This is a genomic window from Blastomonas sp. AAP25, assembly GCF_001295965.1.
In the GTDB taxonomy this organism is placed as follows: domain Bacteria; phylum Pseudomonadota; class Alphaproteobacteria; order Sphingomonadales; family Sphingomonadaceae; genus Blastomonas; species Blastomonas fulva.
The window spans coordinates 1-24,130 of sequence record NZ_LJHP01000035.1 but is presented as its reverse complement, the minus strand read 5'-3'; the positions used below and the strand labels follow the sequence as shown (position 1 = coordinate 24,130).

The window sequence follows — 24,130 nt, the reverse complement described above, 5'->3', positions numbered from 1 at the left end:
AGAGACTACAAGATGCAGCCTGGTGCAGCGCTATGGTATTGGTTTTTCAATGATTTATTGAAAACCTGAGCATCCTGCAGCCGACTGCACCGCCCGAATTCTGAGCAAGATTTCAGCTAACCAATTGTGAAATTGGCAAATTATCGCTGCATCAGCCTACCGCGCAGCGGTGTACGGTGTGCATAAAACTAGGGACTTAGGCCCTGTGCTAGGTTCAGTGCCGTAGGGGGATCATTGGCTCAGTTGGTTTTCCAGTGGGAGTGTGGTCGTGAGCCGGACTAGTGAGCTGACCACAGACGTTCGGCTTGCCGTCATTGAGCGCTGTAAGACGACATTGCGACCACGTTCAATCATGTTGGGCGCCCAACCAGGACCTGCTTCGAGACGAAGTATCGCAAGAGCAGCAAGCAAAAAAATGCCTCGAACAGACCCTGCGATTGGTGCATCTTCGCATGATCTTTCAAGGCTTGGAGGAATGCGCAATGGTGTCGAAACTTGAACGCGAACGGTCTGCCCTGGCAGCAGCCGAAAAGGAGCTGGAAGAGCGCCGGCAGAAGCTTGCAGAACTTGAGCGTGAGGAAGCAGAACGAGAGCTAAATCGGCTGATCAAGAAGGTCGGTCAGGATACGGCGATTGCCCTTCTCGAGCTTGCCGTCAAAGTGAAGCCAAAGGTGGCGATTTCTGCCCTCGAAAAGCTTGGCGCGTAAGGTCTGGTTTATTTGGAGTTGGGCGGCGATGAACACCGCCCTGCCTCGTCAGAATTCATCGGCCATCTTGCCGGTCGCGGTGTAGACGATCTGGTCGATCAGGTGCATCGGCAGCTCGCCATAGTCTCCCTCCTCGATGAGGATGTAACCATCCCGGGTCTCGACGATATGGACGTCGAAGAATGTGTGGTAGGAGCGCCGCTCAGCTTCGAGCGTTTTTTCATCAAGGGCGATGATGTTGGGATTGATCTGGCGAAGCACTGAAACGTCGTCTTCGTAGCTTTCTGTTGTGTAGCACATGACCTTGCCTCCTGGCGCTCGGCGGCTCGTCCGCCATGCCATGAAACAGCGCCCCGTCAGTGTGCTGGTCACCGGAGCGAAGCGGAGGCTTGACCGCTAATTTTTCGATGGTGCGGAAGCCGGCGCAGCACGGCTTCTCGGTCGGGAAATTAGTGGTTGACCAGTATGCTGGCGGGGTGCTCATGGCGATGGTGGTGGACGTGCCTGCGGCGGGAGGCATGCGTTCCCAGCGACTTCGCGAAAGCTATGTGCCGGAATGTGGCTGTTCGGCAGTGCCGTGACCCAGGCGAAATGAAAAAAGGGCGCCGCGGCAACGTGCCGGGCACCCTTTTCCACCTCGATCCTGCAGGAGGCTGGTTGCAGATCGAGCGTTAAACATGGCGACGAGTTCAGCCGATACCCGGCTGCTCGTGAACTGCTGGCCGGATAGTCATAAGGTCCATTCGAGCAGCGGATGTTGCTCTCCACAATCGGTGGCGGCGATGAACGCGAGGCTTTCGAAGAGCGGAGTGATTCCTGCCTTGGCGAAAGCCGCATAAGTCCGGTGATCCTCGAGCGCTGTCCCAAGCTTTTGCAGGGACAGTTGGCCAGATTCTTGGCGGTGGTAGCCAAGCGAGGTGAGCACCTTTGCAGCAAGGTCGCTGCTCATTGTGATGTCACCTACCAGAGCAATGTGTTCACTCACCCGCATCGTGATCGGCGCATCGGATTGCTGGTGCTCGATCCGCAGCATTCGTCCAAGAAACTGCGCTTCCTCGACACTCCGATCATCTCCGGACGATGGTCGAAGCATGATGCGAACTCGGCGATCGCAAGCGCGTTGGCATTGATCTCGAAGTTCAGGGGCGCGGCTAGGAATTCGTCCGGGTCTGCATCGATCGTGCTGTTGCTGGTGTGCAGTCTGCGCATCAGCGCCGCCAGCTCTGACGGACGTATCGGAGCCGGTTTCGAATGGAGCCTTGTCTCGATATCCTTGACGCGGAATGTGACGAGCATCTTTGTCTCCTGTCGCTACTCGTCTCCTCCATCCCCCTCTCCTTTCTCAGGCCCTGAGCCCATGGTTGAATGCCGGCAGGTGTTTCTGGTTCAGTCCGAGAATGACCGGTCGTACCTGTGGCCAGCTGTAGCAGCAGGCCCGGCAGCGATGCCCGCAAGATGCAAAGCATCGCGCTTGGGCACGCTGCGGCGAGTTGGGCGAACGAGCGCAGCTGGAAAGTTCAGGGAGCACGATGCTCGCGTCAGCGGGCGAAGGGGGTTCGATGCCCCCAGAGCCCGCCCCTTGCGCAAAAGAAGAGCGGAAGGCCCCGGCACAAGCCGGAGCCTTCCGAAGAGCGCTCACCCGAAGGTGCGTGGCCGTACCTGCGCTTGGTCACTGATGCGGCGGATGTGCAGCGGCACCCCTGCCTGACGGAGGCGTTGTGCCAGGTTGGACTGGATGCCCGAGCCTTCACCGATGATCGCTTCAACAGGGTTCAGCTTGACGATGCTCTCGTTGCGCAGGAACGGAGCGCGGTTGCCGTGGCGTTGGTCGGGGACGAACAGGATCGTGTTGACCCCGTTCTGCTGTGCCCATGCCCCCGCCATGGCATCGACGCCCTTGCGCATGCCGGTCGTGCCCAGGACCATGTTCGGGATCCGAGCCTTGATGTCGTCGAGGATAGCCCAGATCATCGCAAAATCGTGCCAATCCTTCTGGCCACCTGACACGATCACCAGCGGGCCCTCGGGCTGGAATTGCGCTCTGCGATCCTTGGCGCGTGCTGCGAGGAAATCGCGTGCCTGCACCTGGCTTGCGGTAACCCCGTTCTTGCTGACTTGCGATCCCCGTGCGGCCGTGAAGGGGCGACCGGTTTCGACCCGGTAGACGTCCGCTGCATGATCGCGCATCGCCTCGAGCGCTTCGCGGCATCCTTGCAGCGTCTGGCAGAGCTGCTGCGTTTCCTCGAGCTCAACCGCGTAGATTTCCGAAGGATCAAAGTGGCGTGCCATTTCGCCGAGCTTCTTCGCGGCATCGTCCTCGCGACCTTCAGCAAGGCGTGCGGTCATGTGGAAGGAGTTGACCATGCCCCAGGCGAGCTGCTGCGCGAATTCTTCCATGCGCGTGTCCTTGAGGACATCGAAGATCGTTCCGATGGCCATCTCCACGGCGCGGCGCGCCATGTCGGGGTCCGGCATCTCTGCAGCGATTGGAGCCTCGATGATGTTGAGCTTGGCCAGATCGCTGTGTTCGAGAAACGCTCCGTCATAGGATTCTGTGATCCCTTCACGTGCATCGGCAAGATTGATGCGTGCCTGAGCCAGATCAGCGAACGAGTTGAAAACAGTCATAAAAGCCTCCGATTTTTGAAGTCGTCCCCACATTGGGAACAGCCAAAAACCCATCGGGCCGGACGCGCTGTGTCAGGGACGGCGAGCTCGTCTCGCCGCCGCCATGGCGGGCGTGGGGGAACCGATTTTCTGCGTGGTGGCTGGCGCGCAGCGACACAGCTTCCCCGCTGAAAATTGGGGGGACCGCGATCCTTGACTAAGGGGCGGCCGCCGATAGGTTTCGGCAGGTGTTCCTGTGTGTGTGGAAGAGACGTTCCCGCCCTCGAGCAGGTGAGACGAAGGCAGGGCCGGTCAGGCGCTTCAGCGCCACGCCGGACCGCCCCTTCGGCCCTGCGAAGGGGTTACAGCGGGAACTCCCTCTATCTTGAGAGACCGTTTGGCGGGGCTGGTCGGAAGACGACGGACCGTCAGGGACGATGCCGCGAAGCCGGCATCGCCGCCGCGCGGGCGGTGAAGGCAAGCGCAGCGACAGCCTGAGCCGATCCTTGACTGGACGGAGGATGCCGAATGACCCGCCTGCTCGCAGCAGCGCGCATTACGGTCGGAAAGCTCCGACCGCGAACGCCTTCCTGATAAGGAAAGGCGCGTTCGCGGGTAAGGGGCGCTGCCCTGCCCGCATGGGCGGCAGCGCCGGGATCGGACAAAGCAAGTCCTGCGTTCAGCGAATGAGCCCATTGTCGGAACCCGCATTGGCGCTATGTTCGGGCCATGGCTGTCTGGCAGTTTGTCATCAACCTCATCCCTGCCTCTGCGGCGCGTATCGCAGGGGTCCACGCGGCACGGATGAGCCGCGCCCAGCTCGATGAAGTTGTTCTGGCTCTCCCCATCGCAGAGGCGGATGTGCTGTTCGCGAAACTCGACATGTTGCTACCTGAGAAACCGCGTTCCTACACCGGTCTCCGGGTGTGGGGTGACGAGCCAAGCGACGACATTCAGGTGAGCTTCGACGATAAATTCATCGAAGAAATCCAGGCCCGCTTCGACGTGGCAGATATCTCATTGCCATTGATCGGCGGGGTCTGCGACGTCGCGCGGCATTTCGACTGCGTCTTTGCAACGCCGGACGGTGCGATCATTCAGCCAAACAGGGAAGCTGTGATCAGGACGGTTTTGCAATCAGACGCAGCGCATTTCGTGAAAGATCCTTCGGGCTTCATCGAAAAGGCGGCCCGTCTGGATTGGGAGGACCGATAGGGCCCATTGGCAGTGCCCGGCCACCTTCAGTGACGAGCAGGAGCCGTACTTGAAGCAGACCGGCAGCCCCCCAATTTTCAGCGGGGAGGCTGTGTCGCTGCGCGCCAGCCACTTCGTTCAACTTGCCACCGAAAGCCAAAATTCACAAAGCGACTCTATTCTAGACAGTCGCAGCAGTCGAAACGGGGAGTTGCTCACTCTCCTCCAAACCGCAATCGCACCCCCGCGTTGAGCACGAATCCTTCGAGCGGTGCCCAGGCATCGACCGTCCATTGCCCGCTCGGCGCGCGCTGCGGCCGCAGCAGCGGATCGGTGCGCGACTGGCGCACGTTCAGCAGGTTTTCGGCGTTGGCGAACAGGCTGAAGCGGCCAAGCACGATCTCGCCCAGCACGCCGAGGTGGAGATAGGGGCGCGAGCGGGTGCGGAAGGGGTTGTCTTCGAGCAGCTGACGCCCGGTGTAATAGGCTTCGATCCCGATCCGGCCCTTGCCGTGTTCCTCCCACATTCCGATCAGGCCAGCGGTGTGCTTGGGTGTAAGCGGCTGTTGCCTGCGGCCTTTGCCTGACGGATCGGGTTCGGAGCTGTCCACGAACACATAGCTGCCTGTCACCGTGAACCCATCCTGCCGCCAGCGCAGCAGCACCTCGCTGCCGCGCAGCCGCGTGGTGCCATTGATATTGACTAGCTGCACCCTGTCGGGGGCAATTGCGTCAAGCCGTGTGGCGTTGTCGATGTCTGAGGCGAACAGGGTTAGGTTCGCTTCCCATGGCCCCTTGGCATAGCCGATGTCGAGCGAGGCGGTGCTGGCGGTTTCGGCTTCAAGATCACCCAGCGGTTCGAGCCGCGATAGCCCTGCTGCATCAATCTCGTCCACGAACGGCGTGGGCGCAAAGAACCCTTGGCCAAACGAGGCACGGATCGTCCAGCGACCGGGGCGATAGAGCGCTGACACGCGCGGGCTGAACTGCGTCCCGAACTCGTCGTGGAAATCGACCCGCCCGCTCGCGGCAAGCGTGAGGTCGGGCGATGCTTGCTGCTCGATTTGCGCGAACAGGCCCGGCACATCATACGTGTAGTCGAAGGCTGGGAAGGTCTCGGAACGGAACCTGTCCGACTGGAACGCTGCGCCTGCCACCCATGCGGTTGCGCCGCTCTCGCCCGCCAAGGATGCCTCGGTGAACAGGCTGGTATGGCGGTCGTCCTCCACCACCGCACCGAACCGATGCAGATGATCCTGCCGCATGGCCGAGGCGCGCAAGGCTAGGGTGCCCAAGCCATCAATCGGTGTCCGCGCGACCAGCCCGGCGTCGAACCGGTCAGTATCCTGTGCTTGGACGAAAGCCGTGCCATCGGGGACGGTGCGACCGGGCAGCGTGCCGCCGGTTCGTTGCTCGGTCATGGCTCCTACGGTTAGGTAGAGCGAAGAGCCGTCGTCACCGTCCCACTGGAAGCGTGGGCGTGCGGTCAGCCGGTCATAGGCGGCCATGTCGAGCCAGCCATCGCCATCGAGATCCTGTCCGCTCTGCCGGTGCGCGCCTGCGGTCAGCGATAGGCCCGTGCTATCGCTGATCGGCCCTGCAACATAAGCGGTCAGATCCTGTCCGTTACGTGTGGTCGCATTAGCGAGGATATCGGCCTCGAACGCGCTGCCGGGGCGCTTGGAGATGAGGTTGATGACGCCGCCTAGCGCCGACCCTCCATAAAGCGCCGAGACCGAACCCTTGATCACTTCGACCTGCGCCAGATCGGTCGGCGGCACCTGCAAGAGGCCGAGCGACGCCGCCTGCCCGCCATAAAGCGGAAGGTTGTCGGCCAGCAGCTGGGTGTAGCGCCCCTCAAGCCCCTGTATCCGCACATTGGCAGCGCCGAGCGCGGGCGATGTCACCTGCACGCGCACGCCGCCGATCTCGTTCACCAGCATCGCAATGTTGCCGGGGCGCATCAGCGCCTTTTCCTCGATCTCCTCGCCCGCAATCACCTCGACCCGGAGCGGTTCGTCCTGCAAGCGCCGACCGAGGCGCGTGCCCTGAACGATGATTGCACTTTCCTCCTCTTCTGCCTCCTGATCCTGAGCAGTGCCTTCAGCGGGCTGCGCTGCTTCCTCAGGCATTGCCTGCGCAATGACAGGCACAGGCGCAACAAGGATGCCGGCTGCGCCTAGCAGCAGTGATGCTCGAAGGTGGTGGATCACGGGAGGTCTTTCTGTCGGATGGCGGCCGCAGGAGCGCCGCCTTGGATGTTCAATTGGACGTGCGATCAAGGATCGCGCGAAGGTCGAGCGGAATATCCATCGGGGCAAAGGCGCTTACAGTGCTGCGCCCGGTGTTGCCGAGTGGCAGCCTTCCGGTGAGATTGCCGAGCGGCGCTAGCGCGAGCCGCAAAAGCTGCCCCGCCGCTTCAGGCCAATTACGTAGCCGGACGGCAAAGACGAGCATCTTCCAATGCGACACGCAATGCGCGCCAAGCCGCGTCTGGGCAAGGATGTGCGCCCGGCCCAGATGGTGCCATGCCAGCGGGACATCACCCCGCTGCACAGCAGCCGCCTGCATCCGATATTCTGCCGCGAGTGCTGCGGAGATAGTCTGCACTCTCTGCGGGTCGGTGGTGCGCCAAGTCATGCCTTGCTCCTTGCCACTGGCGAGTCGCAGGGGCATATGCACCTTGTAGCCACTACAAGGTCAAGTGATGCGTATCGGCGAATTGGCTCAGGCCACCGGCACCAAGGCAGAAACGATCCGCTATTTCGAGCGCGAGGGCATCCTGCCGCCCGCTGATCGGACGGACAGCAATTACCGCGACTACTCGCCTGCGCATCTCGCCACGCTGACCTTCATCCGCCGGGCGCGAGAGCTGGGCTTTGGCATGGCGCAGGTGCGCCAGTTGCTTGCCCTATCCGACCGGGCCGACAAGCCATGTGACAATGTCGACTTGATGGTGCAGGATCAGCTTGCCGAAGTGGAGCGCAAGATTGCCGACCTTGTCGCCTTGCGGGATGAGCTGGCCCACATGCTGGGTTCCTGCGAGGGGGAGCGGATTGGCGAATGCCGTGTGGTCGAAAGCCTTGCAGGGCGGCGATAGCAGGCATCATACGCGGCCAGCCAGCGATGTGCTGCCAAGGTCAGTCCGAGTTCCGGCGGAACACACACCAGATGAATTTCTGCGCTAATCCCCACGGGGTCAGGTGCTCTTCGCGCCAATCGTCCAACAGCGTGAATTCGCTACCAAGCGCAGCGGCAAGGCTTGCGGCATCGTGACGCTGCACTGTTAGCCCGCTGCATTTTTCCGGCCCGTCAGGCGCAAAGGTGGCGATGATGACCAGCGCGTCGGGTGCTGTTCCGGAAAGCAGTGCATCGCGATACGCTGCCTGCTGCGCCGGCTCCGTCAGAAAATGGAACACCGCCCGGTCGTGCCATACGCCATAGCGGCGCGATGGTTGCCATCGGGTGATGTCGGCAACCTCCCATTGGACGCTCGCTGCCGCCTCGCCCAACCGGGCCTTAGCCGCCGCGAGTGCAGGTGCGGCGATATCGACCACCGTCACATCAGCCCATCCGCGCGCCAGCAAGGCATCGATTAGATTGGAAGCGCCGCCGCCGATATCGATAAAGGGCGATGAAACCGGCACAGCAAAGCGATCGAGCACGGCAAGCGATGCGCGCGGTTCACTCTGGAACCAGCTAACCTCGCTGGGGGCCTTTTCCGTGTAGACCTGGTCCCAGTGCTCCTTCGGGTGGTCGGTCAAAGCGCAGTATCCTTCAGAATTGGTCTCGGTGGGCTCTACACACGGCAAAAGCCGCAAGCAGCCGATCATAACCTAATGGGGGATCAACCCGTTGGCCACTTTCAAACCAAGCTGCACGGCGTTAGGCATCGCAACCGCTGGAGGGCGAACATTTCTGCCGTTCACCTTCCCACCCACAAACGGTCACTAGGCAAGCGCGAAGCATCGCCCAAAAGCCGACATGCAAGGTGAACGGGCGTCTCTTCGAGACGTCGTCACTGGGAACGGCTCCCGCAGGAGCCGCGGTCCGACAGGCCGGGTTGGCCGCGCGCCGAGGCGGCGGCAGTTGTCGCCGACCGTGCGGGCGGCAAGCCGGTCGCGAGCGGCGGGACCGAGAGCCGGCGGGGCCACCAAGAACGCAAGGTCCGGGCGCGGCCCGAGCCGCTTGAATGCCCCGCTCATCATGCCGCTGGCGAACTTCCGACGGAAGGTAATCGGCATGTGGCGGTTCCTTCAGGTTTCGGCCTTACTATGGCGCATCTTATTGTCGGTCAGGATGGATTTTTCTGGCCGATGAGGCTGTGGCGAGTTTGGCCGGTCGGGAGAAGCGAGGGGCGACGCCTGCGCGCCGCCCCTGCCGGTCAGAGAAACTCGACGTTCTCGGCGATGATCTCGCAGCCATAGCGGTCATTGCCTTCGGCGTCCTGCCAGCGCGAGTAGTGGATGCGGCCCGTCACGGCGAGCTGGTCACCCTTGGCCTTGTGCTGGCGCAGCGGGAGCCCGAGGCCATTGAAGACGGTGATCTTGTGGAATTCGGCATCCTTGACCGGGTAGCCGGTTTCCGGATCCTTCTGGACCTTGCCGTCGCGGATGACGGGACGTTCGGTCACGAGGATGAGTTCGGTGATGCGGGTGTCGCTGCGGTCGCGGGCAACGGGATCCTTGGCGAGACGGCCGACGAGGTTGACGATGTTCATTTCAAGAGCCTCCTTGGTGCCGACGGCTCGTCCGCCGGTGCCCTTATCGAGCCTCGGCGGGAGAGCTGGGACACCGCGCGCATTTGCGCGCGGGAAACCTCAGAAAGCGAGGTGGTGCGGGCAGCCCGGCTTGCCGGGCAACACGGCTCGCATTTCTGCAGGTTGGCCCTAAGCTCGACCAGAGAGGCAGGGGCACTGGGCGGCGGACGTGCGGTTGGCACAGGGGCTCATTGCGCGCCTGAACATCAACTTCGCTGCGTACCGGCTTGCTGTCGACGGTGATGATCGCAAGATCGATCGCCCGTCCTCGCCGATTTCGGTGAGCGAATAGTCCCCTTGCCGCAGTCGTCCGGAATGTCCGACCTTGGCTACCTGGGGTGCTGATCCGCAAGGTTGGCGCCACTGGCTTGGCGGTGATGCACGATCAGACAAGGCCCCAAGGGGGCTGCCTGTCTCCGCGTTGCGGCAATCAATCGCGATCGACGGCAGCGGCGCCCCAGGCTGCGATGGCGTCGATGATCTTTGCCGTGAACCGCGGTGGGAGTCGTCCGGCAATGTACCCGGGCTGCGTCATCAGGGGTCTGATGTCAAACCCGGGCCAGGTGAACCAGTTGAATTCCGAAACGACAATGGCGCTGCCCGGAACGAGCCCGGCTGCGCGTGCGATCTCATCGGGGATTGCGATAGCGTTCTTGCGCCCCTCGCCCTTGGTCGTGATCGCGGCGACCAGATAGCGCGAGCCTTCCACACCCACGACGACGACGAAGCGTTCCTTGACGCCTTCGTCGCGGCCCCGTCTCTGCTCTTCCTCGAAGAGATAGACGTATCGGAGGATATGGCCTGCGGCGGGGCGGTCAGTCTTCCCAGCGGTCATTGGCGAGTTCGCTGTCCGAGGGCCGTGCATTGGCGAAAGCTTGGCGGTCGGCTTCGGTCATGTCGGACGAAGCGACAGCTTCGATATTCATGTGATCTGCGATCATACCGCGGGCTGCCTGTTCAAGATGGCGGAAATACTCGCTATCTGCGATCACATGCCGCTCGCGGCCATGGCTGGTGAGGACGACCGGCTGCTTGGTTGCGAGATCAAGGAACTCGCCGGTGTTGTTGTGAAACCGGGTCAGGGGAATCCTGGGGTGCTCATTCGCCGTCGCTGGCATGGTGGTATCTCCTCTTGGCGCCAAAATAGCAATTATTGCCAAAATAGCAAGATTTCTGTGGCGACGCTTGCCGCGCTAGCCGTCTACCTCTGTCGCCAGCAGGTCAGACAGCAACGGGACGAGGCCCGCATCAATCGCAAAGCCCAGAGTCCTTGCGAGGCGGCAGGCTCGAGCGATTGACCCGTCTGGAACATCGAGCGCCTTTTCAATGTGCCCAAGGGTTTCGCCAGCGCCGGGCTCACAGACCGTGTGAAGCTTGCCCGGCTCGGCGGTGATAGCAAAGGGCCAAGTCATCGCGACACCGACAACCCCTTCATCGAGAATGAGCAGAGTATCGCCAGCAGCGATAGTCTCGTCGGTCTGCACGGCGTCATAGGCATTGCCTGTCGATGCGAAGGCATGGATCCGCCAGGCGCTGAAGGCGAAGCGTTCGCTGTCGCTCAGCATGGCACGGCCCCTTCGGGAAAGGCGCGCTGCGCCGCTTCCGGAAAGGCTGCGGTGAGGTTGCGATGGATCGGCCCGGAGGACTCCGGAAAGAATGCGCCGGTGCTGCTCGGCCGTGTGATCCGCAGCGCGCTTGCGACGGCATCCACGACGAAACCCGCAAGCTGATCGCTGGCTGTCAGCTGGCCGAATTCAGGCGGTGCGAACCCGGCCTGATGCCCGAAGGCGATGCCGGTCTCGAGGGCCTCAAGATAGCTGGCATGGCTGCCATCGTCCTGCTCATTATCGATGCGCGCCTCGACCGTCCGGTAGGTTCCGAAATCATGGGCATTGGCCTTGGTCCGAAGGATGATTCCGGCGGGCGGAGGCCCAGCCACCGCGATCAGCGCGGCCCTGTAGAGCATGGCTTCCGCGGTATTCACGAGGTCGAAGTTCGGGGTGTGGCCGATCTGCGCGCAGTCTTCGTTCGTGGGGGTCCCGCCAAGATCGAGAGTCCAGTTTGTATGTGCCATTCAAGCCTCCTTTGCTCGAACGGAACCTCCCCCTTCTCTTTTGCTGGCCGTGTTCCCGCAGCAGTTCTGTGGAGCCCGACAGCAGGCTGCAAAAGAAAAGGCCCGCCCGCGACACATGCGCGGACGGACCTTCCTGGTGTGACCGGCGCGGGTCGCGGCACCGGTCAGGACCCCCAGTCATTGGGGCTGGTGACAATCAGGCATCAACGCTTTCGCGCGCCTTGGTCTTGGCTGCAGGCTTGGGCGCGGTGCTCTCGCCCAGACCGTCGCCGGTGGCAGCGGCGCTGTCAACGCTGCGGTCGCTGGCCGGTTCGTCGCCGGTGGCGGTGAGCGGCGGCAGGGCGCCTTCGCTCTCGCTGCCGAAGCCGTCGAGCGAGGCCTTGGGCTTCGAACGGCGCCAGGCGACATTGAAGCTGCCGTCGTTCTGCTGGAACATGGCGACCGGGATCGGCGCCGAGAGGCTGGGATCGTCGATCTGGCCCGACAGGAAGCATTCACCGGTCTCGTTCGACGAGTATTCCCACAGCGCGCCGATCTTGACCCAGCTGCGGCGGTCCGCCGAGAGCGCCATGAGGTCGAACTTGGGTGCGCGCTCGTTGGTGGATTCGAAGGCCCGCAGAGCAACAGTTGCGCTGAAGGTCAGGGTGGTGATGCGGCCGATGTGAACGCCTTCTGCGTTGGCCTTGAGGGTGCCGATGTTCATGTCACATTCTCCTGATGCTGTCCGAACCCCTTGTCCGGAACACCTTCTCCCATCCCCCCTCTCCTCCGGGCCCTTGGCCCGGCCCGTGCGCCAGCCACCGCAGGCGCGCGTCATCCTGTCCAGCCCGGAGGGCTGAGGAGCCTCGATGAATGGTCTGGAGCTGAACCGGCCCTGCTTCGAGCCATGCGCGGTCCTTACCGAGCTAAGCTTCGGGCTCGGATCTGTCCTTGATCTGGCTGAGACGCGCCATGAAGGCCTTGGCTTCGAGCTGATTGGGTCCATCGCGCATGGCGAGACATGCCATCCTGTCGATCTCAAGCTGTGCGGCAAGACTTGCCTCGATCTGGCAGTAGGGCTCCAGCACACGGATTGCGTCAACCGCGCGGGGCAGCTCGCCTAAGGCAGTGCCCACCCACACGAGTTCGGTCTCCTCGCCGTCCTCGTCAGGGGCGCTCAGAACCTGCGCAAAATAAGTCTGCAACGGGCGGTCCCACCCGACATAAGCGCTTGCCGCCGCGATCCCGTCACGAAGCGGTACTTTGTGTCTGCTCATGCGCTTTTTACCTCCCCATCAGGTTTGGACGGCTGCCGGGTGACGCAGCGATATGCCTGTCGCTCACAATGATCAGTAGTCCGCTGGCCGCATCAGCGTGACCACGCGCCGTGTCATCGCTGGATTGGCAGGATCCTCTGACCCGAACGCCAGTTCGGTGTCGTAATAATCGAATTTCATCAGCACCTTGATGCCATCGACATCCATGCTTGCAAAGTCCCGCTCGGGCGAATCCGGGGCGAAGGTGCAATGGCGCAGAGCGGCCATCAACCGAGCCTGTGCCATCATGCTGTCTGCCACCGTGTCGCCGCCGAGTTCTGCAAGCAGACCGGAGGTCATCACGATGCGGGCCGTTCGGTCACGGCCGTGACGCGCTGCATCATTGAGCTGTGCGATGCGCTCGGTGCGTTGCCGTGCGCAAGAGATGTCGGATGTGTCATGCATTGGAGGTCTCGTCCCGATCCAAGAGGCAACAAGCGGACAGCTGAACATCGATCGCGGTCCCGGGGGCGACGGTAATGGCAACCTGCCGGTCCTTGGGAATGACCCACAGGATGCCGGCGAGCGTGTCGCGGATACGCGCCGCGATGGCCTCGTCCTCGCCGAGCAGCACCCGGGCCGCGAGCTCGCGCGCATCGCGCAAGAAGTGCTCGTGCTGGGTGTCCCAGGAGTCGGCCTCGCTGTCGTCGCTCGCGCAGAAACAGACGTTCTCGATGAGATCGACCAGCGTTTCGGGGGTCAGCGCCGGACCCGGCACATAAGCGATGCGGATCTGATCAACACCGCTGTACCAGCCATCCTCGCCCACGACGAAGGCCACATCTGCCGGGATCCGTTCCTCGCGCTGCGTTTCGCTGGAGCGGTGGAAGACACAGAACCGCAGTTCGATCGTCTCGGCACGCACATGGTCATCGAGCGGCGGGAAGCTGCCGTTTTCGGCGATGACGTGATCGCGCCCTCCGGCTCCAACATAGAAGCGCACGTTACCGAGCTGATGCAGCGCATCATACCAGCCATAGCACGCATAAGGAGGATGGTTCTCGACGAGGTGCGGGCGCAAGGGGTGCGAGCGCAGCGCGCGCTCCAGTCCCTGCCCGATATCGGGCTCGAGATCTGCAACAAGGATCGTCTCCGCACCTGCCGCGACCTCCTCATACTCGACATTGACGTTGTCGCTCTCCGCGATGGCAGCATGCCAGCGGGGAAGCCAGGGGTCTGCCTCCGGCAGGGCGACCCCCAGATCGCGCGCCTCCCTCCAGTTCTCGAAGGAAAGCCGGTGCTGGCCTCTGTGCGCCAGCGCGGCATAGATCGTGCGCTTGCATGCTGTCTGAAGCGCCGCAAAGGCGGCGTTCTCGACGAACTCCTTGCGGGCCGGGAGAACAAGGGCCAGGCCCGGGGTGACCCCGATATCGAGCCGGGCATGGTAGGTGTTGCCGCCGAGGCTCTCCGAGACACTGGCAAGCTTGCGGGCGAGTACCAGGCCATGGAAGTTCGTCGTGGGGTCCTGATTGTATTCGCGCCCCTCGAACACGCCGATCTGGCTGCCGTTCCACTCGGCGATGTAGACCGCCTTGGCGAGAAAGTCCTCGCGCGGCATTTCTGTGCCATTGAAGAACACCGGCAGCGGGTAGAACTTCGCGACCTCAAGCAGAATCCGCTCGGCCGTCTGCTCGCTCACTCCGGGCATCAGGAAGGTGATGGTCGTCCCAACCGGGCGAGCAAGGGGCACCACGGCAATGTCCTGCGCCCCGGTCCAGCCATCTGCTGGGACATGGACCGACCATCCGGTGTCGGCATCGGCATGACGCGAGCTGATCCGGGTGTCCTTGCCCGCCAGGCTGAAGACACCCATGCCTGCCGGGTCTTCGGCCTCATGGATGTGCTGGTTCCAGCCCGAATCCCCCAGCGCGATCATGGTCTGGGGATCGGCGACGCCGCTTCCATCATCGACAAGGGTCAGTCGCGCTCCGTCCTGATCTGCGCAGCAAGCGATATCGATCCGGGACGCGTCAGCGCGGCGACTGTTCTGGAGGAGCTCGCCGAGGATATCGCCGATGGTGCCGTTAAAGAGGCGCGTGACTTTTGTGATCGTCTTCGGGCTCACGCTGGGTCTGATAACTGTCGGGTTCATGGCAAGGGGTCCTTCATCGCACTGGTTCGCCCTTCCCCTCCCCCTTCCCTTCAGATCGGCGGATTGATGCAAAGCCGGAGCTGGGCGGTCTTGGGCCTGCTCTTCAGCCCACTCGTTTCGGTCGCAGGGTCTCCGGCATCGGGATCACTTCGTGCGCCGTATCGCGCAGAGCCGTGAGCTCGCCGCGCGCCGCGTAGAGGTCCTTGGCGATGAGCGCGCAGACTTCGGCCTCCCCATAAGTTGGCCGGCCAAGGTGATCGACGCGCTCGACTTGCCGGGCAATCACGCCGACTTTGCCGTCCGGTACCCATTCGGCCCAGTCACCCCAGGCGCTGGTGACGCAGAATTCGCCAATCGCGGCCATATAGGTCTTGCGCGTTCGCAGGATCGCAGAGGAATTCTCCTCTACGGCCTCGCCGGTGAAGGCGCTGAAGCGGTCCGGGTGCCAACACCGGGCGGTATCGCGGGCAAGCTGCAGGAGGCCTGCGGAGCAGGAGCCCTGCCGTTCAAGCTCGCTGGTGAAGGCGAGGATCGGGAGCGCCCAGTCGCAATCTTCCTCGTAAGCCCCACCCTCGATCTGTAGCGCCGACGGCATAGCCGCCTGTCTCTGATCGGACAGGATGATGCCGCCGTGGCAGGCGGTCATCACCGACCAAATGCCGGGGCCAAGCTGATCGGCCTGTTGGACAGCACCCCAGATCGATGTCGATGGGCGCGGTGATGGAGCAAAGCATGTCATGAGCGAACTCTCCTTCTTCAGGTTCGCTCAAATCCTCCCCCTCCCCTTCACTCGAGAATGCGGCGTGCCTCGCTGATAATTGCCTCAGGCGTCACGCTGCTGACCGGCAGGGATACGACAAGCCCGGCCTGACCGAGACGCTCGCGCTCGATGCTGCGCAGCTCAAGATAGTCGGCATCATCCGACTGCAGGATCTGGAGCGCAAACTTGCACTCCACCCCGCTATGCTCATCGAGCAGCGCCACCAGGAAATCCGGCCTCGCCGACCCCGCGGCCAGCGTGATGTCAAAGAGGACCTTCTTGACCGCCATCCTGACACCGAGGCGGCGCAGTTCATATTGGGCCTGTTGGAGCGCGCGCAGCACATCACGATCGTGGTCGCGCTCGGCGGGCACGAACTGGTTTCCGCTGAAGACAGGCTGGGCATAGGCCCGCAGCGCAAGGTATCCTTCGCGCCGGCTGTGCTCGCCGACGACAGCAAGCACCAGAAACGGTGGCTCGACCTCGGCGCGGATGATCCCGGTGTGCTGGATGCGGTTGCGGATTTCGATGGTGCCCAGCCCCGTCACGACTTCGCTCGATGTGACCTCGCTTGCTTCGAGAAGCAGGAAGGCCTGCGGCGCAAACTCGGGCGGCCAGGTCTCGGCAGCAGAGCGTAACCGGGCCTGGACACGCCGCTTCTCGTAATCGATGGCGTTGGTGTAGAGGTGATCCGACAGCCGAATACCCGGAGCGATCTCGAGGCCCTCGGCTGCGCGCTTGAGGTACCGCATTTCTGCGCTGATCGAGCCTTCGCGCCTGCCACTGGGCGGCAATTCGCGCAGGACGTTTGCACCTGCCCGCTCGAGCAGCAGCCAGAGCAGCTTGCCAAGGCGCGGGATCGCGACGCCGCGTGAGCGGTCGTCCGGCTCGATGTCTTCCGGCCTCTGTGCAAGCTTCTCCGGCGCCTTCTGATGCGCGCTGAACAGGCCCTTGGGAAGGCCGATAGCGTAGAGCGAGTCCTTTGCAGTCTCTCGGATGCGCGGCGGTGCCTGGGGCAAATGAAAGGGGCATTTGGCATCATGGCCTGGCCGCGAGGTAAGACGTCTGAGATAATAGGTTTCCTGAAAACTGAGATAGGCCGCGCTCATCAGCGGCGGCGGACGCTCTGCCCCAAGGCAATCGCAGGCGATCCACTTGTGGTTCTCTCGCGCGGTCGAGACCAGTGAGACCGAAGCGCGGTGGTCGGCCTCGCTGCCCCGGCCTGTATACCATCGCACCAGCGCAGCCTTCAGCTCGTCACTGATGGCGACCCTGCCGGTCTTTCCTGTCGTGTCTTTACCTACCAGCCACATGCATGGTGACGCCTTGACTCTGTCGTTTGTTCACGTTATGTTCACAATCTGCAGGAGCCCGTGAATAATGAACAAGGTCTTTGATATCGGCAAGTTCGACCTCGATGTCACGCTGCGCGACGCAGCACTTGATCCCAATTGCCGTCCAACCAAGCGTATGCTCGCCAATGCCTCGATCGGAATGGAGCCGTTCGATGCCTATTACTCAGCGCGCGAGCTCTATGAGACCTTGCAGGGCGTCTTTCAGGGCCTGCCCAATGCCAAGGCTCGGCTGACGCAGATCCTGTCCTGCCATTGCGATGACTATCAGCGCTGCCTCTACTATGCGCTGGCAGGGCGCGGGATTGTCCAGATGCTTGACGATCTCGAATGGCTCTTCGAGCTCCTCGGGCCGCGGTGCCAGATGTCGGGCCACATTCTGCGCTCGGGCCAGCACCCTGCGCCCATGGTCAACCCTTACGTCTCGTCAGAGCCTGATGGCCCTGTTCCTGCCCGCAACGCCGACTTTACCGAAGGCCCATCGTGGTATCTCGATCCCGGCCTTGGCGGGATGATCGAGGAATAGACCTTTCGGCGACATCGCCATGCCTAGACATGCACGCCTGCGTTCACAGCATCAATATAAGTCAGCACGTCCTGCACGCGGTCGCAGCGCACAAGCTCCATCGCAGTCTGGCCAGAAAAACCGGAAAGCGGCTCAGAACGATACCAGGCATAGGCCATGATCATAGAACCGAAACGCGGTTCCACCTTACTGAGCACCTCTATCATCGAGCCGATGCGCCGCTGAATGTCATCCGGTTCCACGCGGCGGGTAGCATCGTTGTCGAGACCAAGCGTGCGCGCGAGTTCATCGCCCGTGGTGCCCAGCAGCGCTATCAGTTTACGCGGATCATGCGCGCCATCTTCCGCATCGCGATGGGAATTCATGCAGGGACCTCAGATCAATAGTGAAACCGGCATTGGGCAATCTCTAGCTGCTGCTCGTTTCCTTTGCCGGTGACGCGATAAACCAGACGGTCTTCTTTGGTGATCCGCCGCGACCACCAGCCTGCCAGGGAGCCTTTGAGCGGCTCAGGCTTTCCGGTTCCTTTGAAAGGCGTTCGCTGGCATTCCTTGATGAGGTCGTTGAGCCGGGTGAGAACCTTGTCATCGGTTTGCTGCCAGTGCAGATAATCCTCCCAGGCGTTGTCTGCAAAGACCAGCTTCAAGGCTCGATCAGCCCGCGCTCATTGCCGCCATCGCCATCCAGTTGCTGGATCGACTGCCGCAGGCGGTCGGCATTGGTGCGGTTCGAAAGGAGATACATGGTCTCCTCGATCGCGTTCCAATCTTCGAGCGAGACCATCACGATCGACTCGGCCTTCTGCCGCGTGACCACAACATGTGTCCGGTCACTGACCACCTGATCCATAATGCCCTTCAGATTGGCGCGCGCTTCTGAGTAGGTGATAACGTCCATAGCTTCATCCTTTACCGGGCCATTGTACTAATATTGGTACAACTGCAAGCTTGAACAAGTGGTGAAGAGCAAGAGCCCCATTTTTCCGAGAGCAGCCTACAGGACGACAACCTGCAGCTCTATCACACCGGAAAGGCCCTCTTCTGCAGGCAAAACGCAGAAGGGCTGAAGCTTGCTGTCCGTCCTTACCACGGCATGGCTCTGCCCGGAATTTGCGGTCATCCGGATGGCGACACGCTCGGCATTGGCGCGCCCGCACAGGATCGCCCTTCTGGGGTCCAGGCTCTGAGGCAGCATGATCACCTCCCGGGCGTTACGGCCTTGCCGGAAAGAATGTTCGAACCGCGCGCTTTGGGGGCACGACTTCGAACCGGCGCTCCATCAATCTGCTGATGCGGAACCGGCCTCGGCCATCGGGCGTGCTGAGTTCAATCTTCGCGCCGCGCTTTGTCACCCTGAATTCGGCGTGTTCGCTCCCGTCGGTGAACTTCATGGGTTCAGGCAGCCGGATCATATCGCCATCGGCGATCTTGCGCTCCTTGAGCCGGAGCTGGCGGTAGCACCGGTTGCGCCAGTCGAGGGCATAAGGGTGACTGGTTGGCCCCAGTTCCTCCAGGATACTTCTGGGACACCCGGCCTCCACCGGTCCTGAATTTTCATCCATGTCCTTGTAGCCGAACAGGAGGCCGTCGGCTGCCTTGGGGTTCCAGCGGACCAGACAGATCACCGCGGAGATGGCGTAGGTCTGGCTGTTGGGTCCATAGCGCTGGACAGCCGCGTAATAGGCCCCGGTTGTGGACACGCTTCTGATGACCCGGCATCCTTCGAAGGTGCCGGTTTCTTCATTCTCGCGCTCCCATGTGAGCTGATTGTCGAGATAGGCCTTGGGAGTGTCGAAGCCCCCCATTCCGGCACGGTGCATGTAAAGCCAGCCCATGCGTGTTCTCCTTCAGATGAGCCCCGGCTGCGCCGGAGGTGCGATCTTCAATTCGCGCGCGATCCGCGCCGTGAGTGCGGGAATGTCTGCAAGGGCGGTAATCGGCGCTTTGCGCATCACCGCGCCAGGCGGTTTCCAGAACGGGTTGCGCCAGGCGAGACCCGGCTCGCCGAACCTTTCCGGGCTGATCCGTACATAGATCCCGTCGGCTTCCAGCACATGCTCGCCCGCGAGCTGTTCCTGTGAGGTGTAATAGCTGATGCGATAATCGGCGTGCTCGAGCCCGATCCCTGCTGCGATCTGGCGCAGCGCCCGCGTGCCCTCGCGCCGGTAGTGGCGCAGTTCTTCGGGACGATAGTCGATCCCGCGTTTGACCAGAGCAATGATCGCAGGCCTGTGTTTGAGCTCGGCAAGGCGTTCGATGCACTGGGACCGCAGAGCCTGGTCGTCTGCCTCACATTCGGTCGGCCTTCCGTCAGCAATGCGTTGAAGGTGGCGCGTCAGCAGCAGCACAGCCGGACAGGTTGCGGCCTGCCGGCCTGCAAGGCGAACATCATCCACGGCCTCGTTCAATGCTCGCAGCGCATTTTCGAAGGTTGTCAGTCCATCAGGCTGGAGTGCGCGGCGGTAACGGTAATCGATGTCGCAGGACATGAGGCTTCCTTTCCATTGCAAGATGCAATGGCCCCATCCCCCTTCCCTCAATGCAGGCTGCCGCGGTGCTCGCTCGGGTTCTCCAGCGGCAACGGCTCGTAGATCATCGGTCGCAGGAGCGCCCCTGGCGCAATCTGTTCGAGGATCCTCGCTATTGCCGAGACCGCCACGCCCGCCTCGGTTGTCTGGATGATGAGCGTTCGGCCTTGACCCGGAGCTGTGCCAAGTGACCAACCGGCGTCCCCCTTGCCGAGCAGACCGTCCAGCACCTGGCGTGGATCCCTCTGGGGAAACAGGCCTGCGATATACTCAGCCAGCACACCGCCAATGGGCGCCCTCCCCCGGCCTGCAACATCGCCGGCATAACGGTGAAGCTGGGTGAGGCGAACGACCTCCTCGGGGGCTGGCTCAAGCACAAGCCGGAACTGGCGCCGTTTCATCGGCTTCCTCCCCTTCATCCTCCACAGGTTCACTCTGGTAGCCCGAATAGGCGGCAAGATGGTTGAACGCCTGATCGGCCTTCGCGGCCGCGGTGATAATGGCCGTCTTGTCGGCCTTGAGGATCTCCAGCCAGTGCGAGACGTAGCTGGCATGGCTTTCGTGAAGGTCTGCCGGAAGGCCCAGTTCGTAGCAGATCCGGGCACTCACCTGCTCGGCCACCAGTTCCTCGAAAGAGTATGCCTTGTCGCCGAAACGCTTGCCAAATTCGCGGGCAAGCCGCGAAGCATGGCCAGACCAATGGCCGAGTTCGTGCGCTTTCGTGGCCACGAATCCGTCTTCGGTGTTGAAGACATTGGGGTGCGGAAGCTGAATATAATCAGCGCCCGGCGAGTAGAACGCGCGGTCTCCGCCGAGGCGTATGTCCGCCGGGACGGGTGCGAAGAAGCGCTCGATAGCAGCGGCCTTCTGCGAGGGCGTCGGCGGCGCTTCAGGCACCGGACTCGGATAGAAATGGGGCGGCAGGCCATCGATCTGCGAGGCGTTGAACACGCTGTAAGCGCGCATGAAGCGGATTGTTTTCGACGACTCCTCACCGGTCGCCTGGTCGACCGCGGTCTTCTTCGTGCTGTTGAAGTAGATGCTCGGCTCGGCGGTCTCGCCCTTGCGGACCTGTCCGCCAAGCTCGATGGCCTGGCGCCAGGTCATCCAGTAGCGTGAGCCATAACCATAGTGGTCGGCGACCGCCCAAAGATAGAGGCGGTTGATCCCTGTGTAGGGGACGCCTGCAGCGCGCAGCGGCGCGCCGCCCATACCGGTCTTCTTCCAGGGTCGGCGCCAGGGCAGCGTTCCGGCCTCAATTGTATTGATGATCAGATTGGTGATTTCCTGCGCGACGTCGCGCTTGGGTCGTTGGCGCATTGGCCTGCTCCTCAACAAAAAGAGGCCCGGCTCACTCAGGCGAGTGGCCGGGCCAGGTCATCAGGAGGGGTGATTGACCGCCTCAGGCGGCTACCGCCGCTTCTTCACAGGCATGTCGAGGTTCATGCTCATCGATCAGTTCGTCGGCCTCGGTGCCGGCGTCACCGTCATCTCCATCGCAGACGTCGGCGACAGAGTCGCTTTCGTCGGTGTCCGGGATGACCGGATCAGCGGGATTGGCAGCAATCGTGAACTTCATGCCTTCGGGGAGCCACGCCAGCGCCGCTTCCTTGACGTCCTGTTCAACGATCGCCTTGCCGGCGAAGATCGTCTCGCAGGTCTTGGCAAGGTCAGCCTTCTTCGATGCGGCATAACGCGCCGCAAGATCGCTGCCGCCGACTTCTGTCAGTGCCGCAAGACACGAGGTCTTGCTCACGCGGTCGAAGAAATTTTCGGCTGTCGGCCGCCACATCGCTGCAACGTCGATGTCGAGCATACTGCCGATGACAGCATGGATCGGATGGTATTCCGAACCATAGCCCTTCTTGGCTTCGAGCGAGATGGCCACCGCATAGGCGAGCCACGCCGCCTTGGCTTCGTCGGCAAGTTCGCGGAAGGCAATGAAGCGCTGGGCTGCACAGCCATGTTCCTGCCATGCCTTGTCGAGCGCGTTTTCGGCCTCGGCGAGAATCCCCTCAGCTGTGGACTGCGAAAGTTCTCCGGTCGCAGGATCGCTCGGTCGTCCGCCCTTGATCGAGGTGCCGCGGCTTTCATAGCTGCGGCTGTCGGCCAGCGCGAAGATGGCGAAGTCGAGCGCGAGCCCCGCATCGGTGAGCAGAGATGCCGAGAGGATATTGCGGCGCTGGACCGAAAGCTCGTCGAACAGGCGGGCGCTGATCGGCTTTTCCGTGCCCGGCGCAACTGCCTCGGGCCTGGAAGGTGTAGCGCTGCCTTTCTTGGTGGAACCTGGTACCGGCTCTTCGGCCGTCGCTGTCACTTTGCCATTCTCATCGGTCTCGAACGACAGGCGCTTTTCGCTGTAGTAACCGGCCTCGAGGACCATTTCGCCGCGGGTGGTGAGAACCAGAAACTTTCCGGCCTCACTGCGCCATTCTTCGGGCAATTCGCGCACCGGGTTATTGAGGTCACTGCGCTCACCATCGAGATCCTCATACTGGGCCTCGAGCTGCCCGAAATCGGCCCCGTCGCCTTCAGGGCCGCCTTCATTGCCTTCGTCGATGATCTCGCTGATTTCTTCCATGCGGGCATCGATCGCGTCAATTCGGGCACGTGCTTCTTCGGAGAGCGGCGCGGGCGGGAGGCGAACCGCATTGACGCCCATTTCGCTGCGCGCCTGCCAGGAATTGGTCGACGCCACCGGGCTGATCCAGGCAAGGCCCGTTTCAGCAGCAATGCGCTGGGCTTCGGCTTCCATCTTGTCGGCCGCAAGTCTGTGGGCGATCTCGATGTCGATCCAGCGATCATCTGCCGCTTCGCTGAAAAGGTCGCGCTCGATCTTGCCGCCGGCGGCCACATAGGCATCTTCGCCAATCAGCAGCGCGATTGGGTCATTGCCGCGCATAGAACCGCTCGCCACCATCCGCCGGATGGCATCGGCGCTTGGGTTATAGGCGTAGCGCATCTGCTCAAAGACCCGCAGCTGCACCTCGTGCTGATCGGTCGCGGCGTAAGCCTTGGCGATCTCGAGAGTGACATCGCCCTTGGCAAGCGCCTCGAAGATCGGCTCGGCGAGGTTGGCAAGACGCAGACGGCCTTCCACGAAGCGCTGGGTCAGGCCAAAGCGTTTGGCGACCGCGGCAACATCACTGCCTTCCTTGATGAAGTGCTGGAAGGCGCGGCATTCCTCAGCGGGGGACATCCCGACACGCTGGAAGTTCTCGGCAAGCGAGGCCTCGCCAGCTTCCTCTTCGCTGCCCTCAAGCAGCTTGCATTCGATCTCGGTATCGGGGTCCCACGCACCGCGCGCGACGATCATCTCGATGGCCCGCAGGCGGCGACCACCGGCTATCACGGCAAATTTGCCGCGCTTCTTGCTCTTGGTGACCAGCAGGTTCTGCAAAAGGCCGCGCGCTTCGATGTCGGCGGAAAGCTGGATATCGTCTTCTTCGCTGCGCGTCTTGCGCACATTGGCATCGCTCAGATAGAGCCGGGAAAAGGGAATAAGCATCGTCGTCACTCCTGATGTGCACCCGGCAATCACCCGGGCACACATCCCCTCCCCCTCCCCTCTTCCTGTCGGTTCAAATATGGTGGTGAGGAGATAGCGCACGGAACGGATAGGGCCTGTCACTTGCCCAACTCCCGATTTGGCCTTGTCGCTTTTGTGCTGAGTGCAAATGCCAGTTCGCGCCGTATTTTGCGTTATCGCATGGCAGTCGAGCCTCTGATGGTCGGGACTATGATGCTGAATGGCTAGGCGCCGCCTTGGTCGACCGGACAATGGCCGCTTGCATCCTGTCAAGAACAAGCCGCAAGTTGCAGATCCGCACACATTCATGTCCGCTATCTGACGGACGCGGATGTCAAGCGATCTTGTCCTGCTCCCGCAGCTCCTGCGCTAAGTCGGGCGGTATCGGCATCGGCGCAAAGGCGCTCACATTAGATCGCCCGGTGTTGCCAACCGGCAACCGGCCCGTCAGCGAACCGAGCGGGGCCAGAGTGATCCGGACCATCTGGCCCAGAACTTCGCTCCAATCGCGCCGTCTGATCGCAATCCCCAGCATTGCACCGTGACTGGCGAGATGCGGGCCAAGATAGGGCTGCGAAACGATATGAACCCGCTCCAGATGGTGCCACGCACGATCATCGTCGCCCGCTTCTACCGCTGAACGGTATGCCGTCATTTCGGCCGCGATCACCCGTCGCGCAGCAACGCTCTTGGCAAGCCCCCGCCAAC

General features: G+C 62.2%; 32 protein-coding genes. 4 read left to right on the top strand and 28 right to left on the bottom strand.

Annotated elements, in window-relative coordinates:
* Positions 1-482 precede the first annotated feature (482 nt).
* Positions 483-707 carry a hypothetical protein gene (locus tag IP68_RS17695; protein ID WP_156318239.1) on the top strand — a complete coding sequence of 75 codons (225 nt, stop codon included), beginning with the start codon at positions 483-485 and terminating at the stop codon, positions 705-707.
* Positions 708-755: 48 nt separating this feature from the next.
* On the opposite strand, the gene IP68_RS17690 is transcribed toward IP68_RS17695, so the two are convergent.
* From IP68_RS17690 to IP68_RS17675, 4 genes are all read right to left on the bottom strand, one after another.
* Complete coding sequence (locus IP68_RS17690) at positions 756-1,007, bottom strand: hypothetical protein (protein WP_231684127.1); 252 nt, start codon at positions 1,005-1,007, stop codon at positions 756-758.
* Between the two features lie 430 nt (positions 1,008-1,437).
* Positions 1,438-1,656 carry a hypothetical protein gene (locus IP68_RS17685; protein WP_054136342.1) on the bottom strand — a complete coding sequence of 73 codons (219 nt, stop codon included), beginning with the start codon at positions 1,654-1,656 and terminating at the stop codon, positions 1,438-1,440.
* 32 nt (positions 1,657-1,688) lie between these two features.
* Positions 1,689-2,003 (bottom strand): hypothetical protein, encoded by a 315-nt coding sequence (locus IP68_RS17680; RefSeq protein WP_054136341.1) that lies wholly within the window; start codon positions 2,001-2,003, stop codon positions 1,689-1,691.
* Positions 2,004-2,342: 339 nt separating this feature from the next.
* Positions 2,343-3,335, bottom strand: coding sequence for a DUF2493 domain-containing protein (locus IP68_RS17675; protein WP_054136340.1), 993 nt, complete (start codon positions 3,333-3,335; stop codon positions 2,343-2,345).
* Positions 3,336-4,043: 708 nt separating this feature from the next.
* Here IP68_RS17675 and IP68_RS17670 point away from each other — a divergent pair.
* Positions 4,044-4,529, top strand: a complete 486-nt coding sequence (locus tag IP68_RS17670) for a hypothetical protein (protein ID WP_054136339.1) — start codon at positions 4,044-4,046, stop codon at positions 4,527-4,529.
* 194 nt (positions 4,530-4,723) lie between these two features.
* Here IP68_RS17670 and IP68_RS17665 read toward each other — a convergent pair whose 3' ends face one another.
* On the bottom strand, positions 4,724-6,640 hold the full coding sequence (locus IP68_RS17665) for a TonB-dependent siderophore receptor (protein ID WP_082382473.1): 1,917 nt from the start codon (positions 6,638-6,640) through the stop codon (positions 4,724-4,726).
* Between the two features lie 130 nt (positions 6,641-6,770).
* A complete protein-coding gene (locus IP68_RS17660) occupies positions 6,771-7,148 on the bottom strand; it encodes a DUF3703 domain-containing protein (RefSeq protein WP_054136360.1) in 378 nt (125 codons plus the stop codon).
* 67 nt (positions 7,149-7,215) lie between these two features.
* Here IP68_RS17660 and IP68_RS17655 point away from each other — a divergent pair, with 67 nt between their 5' ends.
* The gene (locus IP68_RS17655; RefSeq protein WP_054136338.1) at positions 7,216-7,608 is read left to right on the top strand and encodes a helix-turn-helix domain-containing protein; all 393 of its coding nucleotides are present in this window, start codon (positions 7,216-7,218) and stop codon (positions 7,606-7,608) included.
* Positions 7,609-7,648: 40 nt separating this feature from the next.
* On the opposite strand, the gene IP68_RS17650 is transcribed toward IP68_RS17655, so the two are convergent.
* The 12 genes from IP68_RS17650 to IP68_RS17595 form a co-directional block, all read right to left on the bottom strand.
* Positions 7,649-8,272, bottom strand: coding sequence for a trans-aconitate 2-methyltransferase (locus tag IP68_RS17650; RefSeq protein WP_054136337.1), 624 nt, complete (start codon positions 8,270-8,272; stop codon positions 7,649-7,651).
* A gap of 620 nt (positions 8,273-8,892) precedes the next feature.
* Positions 8,893-9,228, bottom strand: a complete 336-nt coding sequence (locus tag IP68_RS17645) for a single-stranded DNA-binding protein (protein ID WP_039330710.1) — start codon at positions 9,226-9,228, stop codon at positions 8,893-8,895.
* 469 nt (positions 9,229-9,697) lie between these two features.
* Positions 9,698-10,102, bottom strand: coding sequence for a hypothetical protein (locus IP68_RS17640; protein ID WP_054136336.1), 405 nt, complete (start codon positions 10,100-10,102; stop codon positions 9,698-9,700).
* On the bottom strand, positions 10,083-10,385 hold the full coding sequence (locus tag IP68_RS17635; RefSeq protein ID WP_054136335.1) for a hypothetical protein: 303 nt from the start codon (positions 10,383-10,385) through the stop codon (positions 10,083-10,085). The genes IP68_RS17640 and IP68_RS17635 overlap by 20 nt, the downstream gene beginning before the upstream one ends.
* 75 nt (positions 10,386-10,460) lie before the next feature.
* A complete protein-coding gene (locus IP68_RS17630; RefSeq protein WP_054136334.1) occupies positions 10,461-10,832 on the bottom strand; it encodes a hypothetical protein in 372 nt (123 codons plus the stop codon).
* The gene (locus tag IP68_RS17625; protein ID WP_054136333.1) at positions 10,826-11,341 is read right to left on the bottom strand and encodes a hypothetical protein; all 516 of its coding nucleotides are present in this window, start codon (positions 11,339-11,341) and stop codon (positions 10,826-10,828) included. The genes IP68_RS17630 and IP68_RS17625 overlap by 7 nt, the downstream gene beginning before the upstream one ends.
* Positions 11,342-11,537: 196 nt before the next feature.
* Positions 11,538-12,044, bottom strand: coding sequence for a DUF736 domain-containing protein (locus IP68_RS20525; RefSeq protein ID WP_054136332.1), 507 nt, complete (start codon positions 12,042-12,044; stop codon positions 11,538-11,540).
* A 202-nt stretch (positions 12,045-12,246) separates the two neighbouring features.
* Positions 12,247-12,597 (bottom strand): hypothetical protein, encoded by a 351-nt coding sequence (locus IP68_RS17615; RefSeq protein ID WP_054136331.1) that lies wholly within the window; start codon positions 12,595-12,597, stop codon positions 12,247-12,249.
* A 72-nt stretch (positions 12,598-12,669) separates the two neighbouring features.
* On the bottom strand, positions 12,670-13,041 hold the full coding sequence (locus tag IP68_RS17610) for a DUF3768 domain-containing protein (protein ID WP_054136330.1): 372 nt from the start codon (positions 13,039-13,041) through the stop codon (positions 12,670-12,672).
* The gene (locus tag IP68_RS17605) at positions 13,034-14,800 is read right to left on the bottom strand and encodes an ATP-binding protein (RefSeq protein WP_156318237.1); all 1,767 of its coding nucleotides are present in this window, start codon (positions 14,798-14,800) and stop codon (positions 13,034-13,036) included. Before IP68_RS17605 ends, IP68_RS17610 begins: the two co-directional genes overlap by 8 nt.
* Before the next feature lie 31 nt (positions 14,801-14,831).
* A complete protein-coding gene (locus tag IP68_RS17600) occupies positions 14,832-15,467 on the bottom strand; it encodes a hypothetical protein (protein WP_197275851.1) in 636 nt (211 codons plus the stop codon).
* Positions 15,468-15,514: 47 nt separating this feature from the next.
* The gene (locus IP68_RS17595) at positions 15,515-16,597 is read right to left on the bottom strand and encodes a hypothetical protein (RefSeq protein ID WP_156318235.1); all 1,083 of its coding nucleotides are present in this window, start codon (positions 16,595-16,597) and stop codon (positions 15,515-15,517) included.
* A gap of 271 nt (positions 16,598-16,868) precedes the next feature.
* Between IP68_RS17595 and IP68_RS17590 the strand changes: the two genes are divergently transcribed.
* Positions 16,869-17,366: a hypothetical protein gene (locus IP68_RS17590; RefSeq protein ID WP_054136326.1), complete on the top strand. Its 498-nt coding sequence runs from the start codon at positions 16,869-16,871 to the stop codon at positions 17,364-17,366.
* 23 nt (positions 17,367-17,389) lie between these two features.
* Here IP68_RS17590 and IP68_RS17585 read toward each other — a convergent pair whose 3' ends face one another.
* The 10 genes from IP68_RS17585 to IP68_RS17540 all read right to left on the bottom strand — a co-directional run bounded on the left by IP68_RS17585 (position 17,390) and on the right by IP68_RS17540 (position 24,077).
* Positions 17,390-17,731 carry a hypothetical protein gene (locus IP68_RS17585; protein WP_054136325.1) on the bottom strand — a complete coding sequence of 114 codons (342 nt, stop codon included), beginning with the start codon at positions 17,729-17,731 and terminating at the stop codon, positions 17,390-17,392.
* A 14-nt stretch (positions 17,732-17,745) separates the two neighbouring features.
* Positions 17,746-18,012 (bottom strand): Txe/YoeB family addiction module toxin, encoded by a 267-nt coding sequence (locus IP68_RS17580; protein WP_054136324.1) that lies wholly within the window; start codon positions 18,010-18,012, stop codon positions 17,746-17,748.
* Complete coding sequence (locus tag IP68_RS17575; RefSeq protein WP_054136323.1) at positions 18,009-18,263, bottom strand: type II toxin-antitoxin system Phd/YefM family antitoxin; 255 nt, start codon at positions 18,261-18,263, stop codon at positions 18,009-18,011. Before IP68_RS17575 ends, IP68_RS17580 begins: the two co-directional genes overlap by 4 nt.
* A 96-nt stretch (positions 18,264-18,359) precedes the next feature.
* Positions 18,360-18,560 carry a hypothetical protein gene (locus IP68_RS17570; RefSeq protein ID WP_054136322.1) on the bottom strand — a complete coding sequence of 67 codons (201 nt, stop codon included), beginning with the start codon at positions 18,558-18,560 and terminating at the stop codon, positions 18,360-18,362.
* Between the two features lie 16 nt (positions 18,561-18,576).
* Positions 18,577-19,200 carry a hypothetical protein gene (locus IP68_RS17565; protein ID WP_054136321.1) on the bottom strand — a complete coding sequence of 208 codons (624 nt, stop codon included), beginning with the start codon at positions 19,198-19,200 and terminating at the stop codon, positions 18,577-18,579.
* 12 nt (positions 19,201-19,212) lie between these two features.
* Entirely contained in the window at positions 19,213-19,854 is a 642-nt protein-coding gene (locus tag IP68_RS17560; RefSeq protein WP_054136320.1) for a hypothetical protein, read from the bottom strand.
* 47 nt (positions 19,855-19,901) lie between these two features.
* On the bottom strand, positions 19,902-20,294 hold the full coding sequence (locus tag IP68_RS17555) for a hypothetical protein (protein WP_054136319.1): 393 nt from the start codon (positions 20,292-20,294) through the stop codon (positions 19,902-19,904).
* The gene (locus IP68_RS17550; protein ID WP_054136318.1) at positions 20,263-21,213 is read right to left on the bottom strand and encodes an ArdC family protein; all 951 of its coding nucleotides are present in this window, start codon (positions 21,211-21,213) and stop codon (positions 20,263-20,265) included. The genes IP68_RS17555 and IP68_RS17550 overlap by 32 nt, the downstream gene beginning before the upstream one ends.
* 82 nt (positions 21,214-21,295) lie before the next feature.
* Positions 21,296-23,674 (bottom strand): ParB/RepB/Spo0J family partition protein, encoded by a 2,379-nt coding sequence (locus IP68_RS17545; protein ID WP_231684125.1) that lies wholly within the window; start codon positions 23,672-23,674, stop codon positions 21,296-21,298.
* Positions 23,675-23,756: 82 nt separating this feature from the next.
* Positions 23,757-24,077, bottom strand: a complete 321-nt coding sequence (locus IP68_RS17540; protein WP_054136359.1) for a DUF3703 domain-containing protein — start codon at positions 24,075-24,077, stop codon at positions 23,757-23,759.
* Between the last annotated feature and the right edge of the window lie 53 nt (positions 24,078-24,130).

Bases quoted from the DNA above. Each gene is read 5' to 3' on its own strand.
- IP68_RS17595 (WP_156318235.1), bottom strand. From the start codon at position 16,597: ATGAGCGCGGCCTATCTCAGTTTTCAGGAAACCTATTATCTCAGACGT.
- IP68_RS17550 (WP_054136318.1), bottom strand. From the start codon at position 21,213: ATGCGCCAACGACCCAAGCGCGACGTCGCGCAGGAAATCACCAATCTG.
- IP68_RS17680 (WP_054136341.1), bottom strand. From the start codon at position 2,003: ATGCTCGTCACATTCCGCGTCAAGGATATCGAGACAAGGCTCCATTCG.
- IP68_RS17575 (WP_054136323.1), bottom strand. From the start codon at position 18,263: ATGGACGTTATCACCTACTCAGAAGCGCGCGCCAATCTGAAGGGCATT.
- IP68_RS17665 (WP_082382473.1), bottom strand. From the start codon at position 6,640: ATGCCTGAGGAAGCAGCGCAGCCCGCTGAAGGCACTGCTCAGGATCAG.
- IP68_RS17610 (WP_054136330.1), bottom strand. From the start codon at position 13,041: ATGCATGACACATCCGACATCTCTTGCGCACGGCAACGCACCGAGCGC.
- IP68_RS17600 (WP_197275851.1), bottom strand. From the start codon at position 15,467: ATGACATGCTTTGCTCCATCACCGCGCCCATCGACATCGATCTGGGGT.
- IP68_RS17585 (WP_054136325.1), bottom strand. From the start codon at position 17,731: ATGAATTCCCATCGCGATGCGGAAGATGGCGCGCATGATCCGCGTAAA.
- IP68_RS17640 (WP_054136336.1), bottom strand. From the start codon at position 10,102: ATGACCGCTGGGAAGACTGACCGCCCCGCCGCAGGCCATATCCTCCGA.
- IP68_RS17635 (WP_054136335.1), bottom strand. From the start codon at position 10,385: ATGCCAGCGACGGCGAATGAGCACCCCAGGATTCCCCTGACCCGGTTT.
- IP68_RS17675 (WP_054136340.1), bottom strand. From the start codon at position 3,335: ATGACTGTTTTCAACTCGTTCGCTGATCTGGCTCAGGCACGCATCAAT.
- IP68_RS17565 (WP_054136321.1), bottom strand. From the start codon at position 19,200: ATGGGCTGGCTTTACATGCACCGTGCCGGAATGGGGGGCTTCGACACT.
- IP68_RS17555 (WP_054136319.1), bottom strand. From the start codon at position 20,294: ATGAAACGGCGCCAGTTCCGGCTTGTGCTTGAGCCAGCCCCCGAGGAG.
- IP68_RS17660 (WP_054136360.1), bottom strand. From the start codon at position 7,148: ATGACTTGGCGCACCACCGACCCGCAGAGAGTGCAGACTATCTCCGCA.
- IP68_RS17670 (WP_054136339.1), top strand. From the start codon at position 4,044: ATGGCTGTCTGGCAGTTTGTCATCAACCTCATCCCTGCCTCTGCGGCG.
- IP68_RS17570 (WP_054136322.1), bottom strand. From the start codon at position 18,560: ATGCTGCCTCAGAGCCTGGACCCCAGAAGGGCGATCCTGTGCGGGCGC.
- IP68_RS17630 (WP_054136334.1), bottom strand. From the start codon at position 10,832: ATGCTGAGCGACAGCGAACGCTTCGCCTTCAGCGCCTGGCGGATCCAT.
- IP68_RS17685 (WP_054136342.1), bottom strand. From the start codon at position 1,656: ATGAGCAGCGACCTTGCTGCAAAGGTGCTCACCTCGCTTGGCTACCAC.
- IP68_RS17645 (WP_039330710.1), bottom strand. From the start codon at position 9,228: ATGAACATCGTCAACCTCGTCGGCCGTCTCGCCAAGGATCCCGTTGCC.
- IP68_RS17590 (WP_054136326.1), top strand. From the start codon at position 16,869: ATGAACAAGGTCTTTGATATCGGCAAGTTCGACCTCGATGTCACGCTG.
- IP68_RS17655 (WP_054136338.1), top strand. From the start codon at position 7,216: ATGCGTATCGGCGAATTGGCTCAGGCCACCGGCACCAAGGCAGAAACG.
- IP68_RS17625 (WP_054136333.1), bottom strand. From the start codon at position 11,341: ATGGCACATACAAACTGGACTCTCGATCTTGGCGGGACCCCCACGAAC.
- IP68_RS20525 (WP_054136332.1), bottom strand. From the start codon at position 12,044: ATGAACATCGGCACCCTCAAGGCCAACGCAGAAGGCGTTCACATCGGC.
- IP68_RS17560 (WP_054136320.1), bottom strand. From the start codon at position 19,854: ATGTCCTGCGACATCGATTACCGTTACCGCCGCGCACTCCAGCCTGAT.
- IP68_RS17540 (WP_054136359.1), bottom strand. From the start codon at position 24,077: ATGACGGCATACCGTTCAGCGGTAGAAGCGGGCGACGATGATCGTGCG.
- IP68_RS17690 (WP_231684127.1), bottom strand. From the start codon at position 1,007: ATGTGCTACACAACAGAAAGCTACGAAGACGACGTTTCAGTGCTTCGC.
- IP68_RS17615 (WP_054136331.1), bottom strand. From the start codon at position 12,597: ATGAGCAGACACAAAGTACCGCTTCGTGACGGGATCGCGGCGGCAAGC.
- IP68_RS17695 (WP_156318239.1), top strand. From the start codon at position 483: ATGGTGTCGAAACTTGAACGCGAACGGTCTGCCCTGGCAGCAGCCGAA.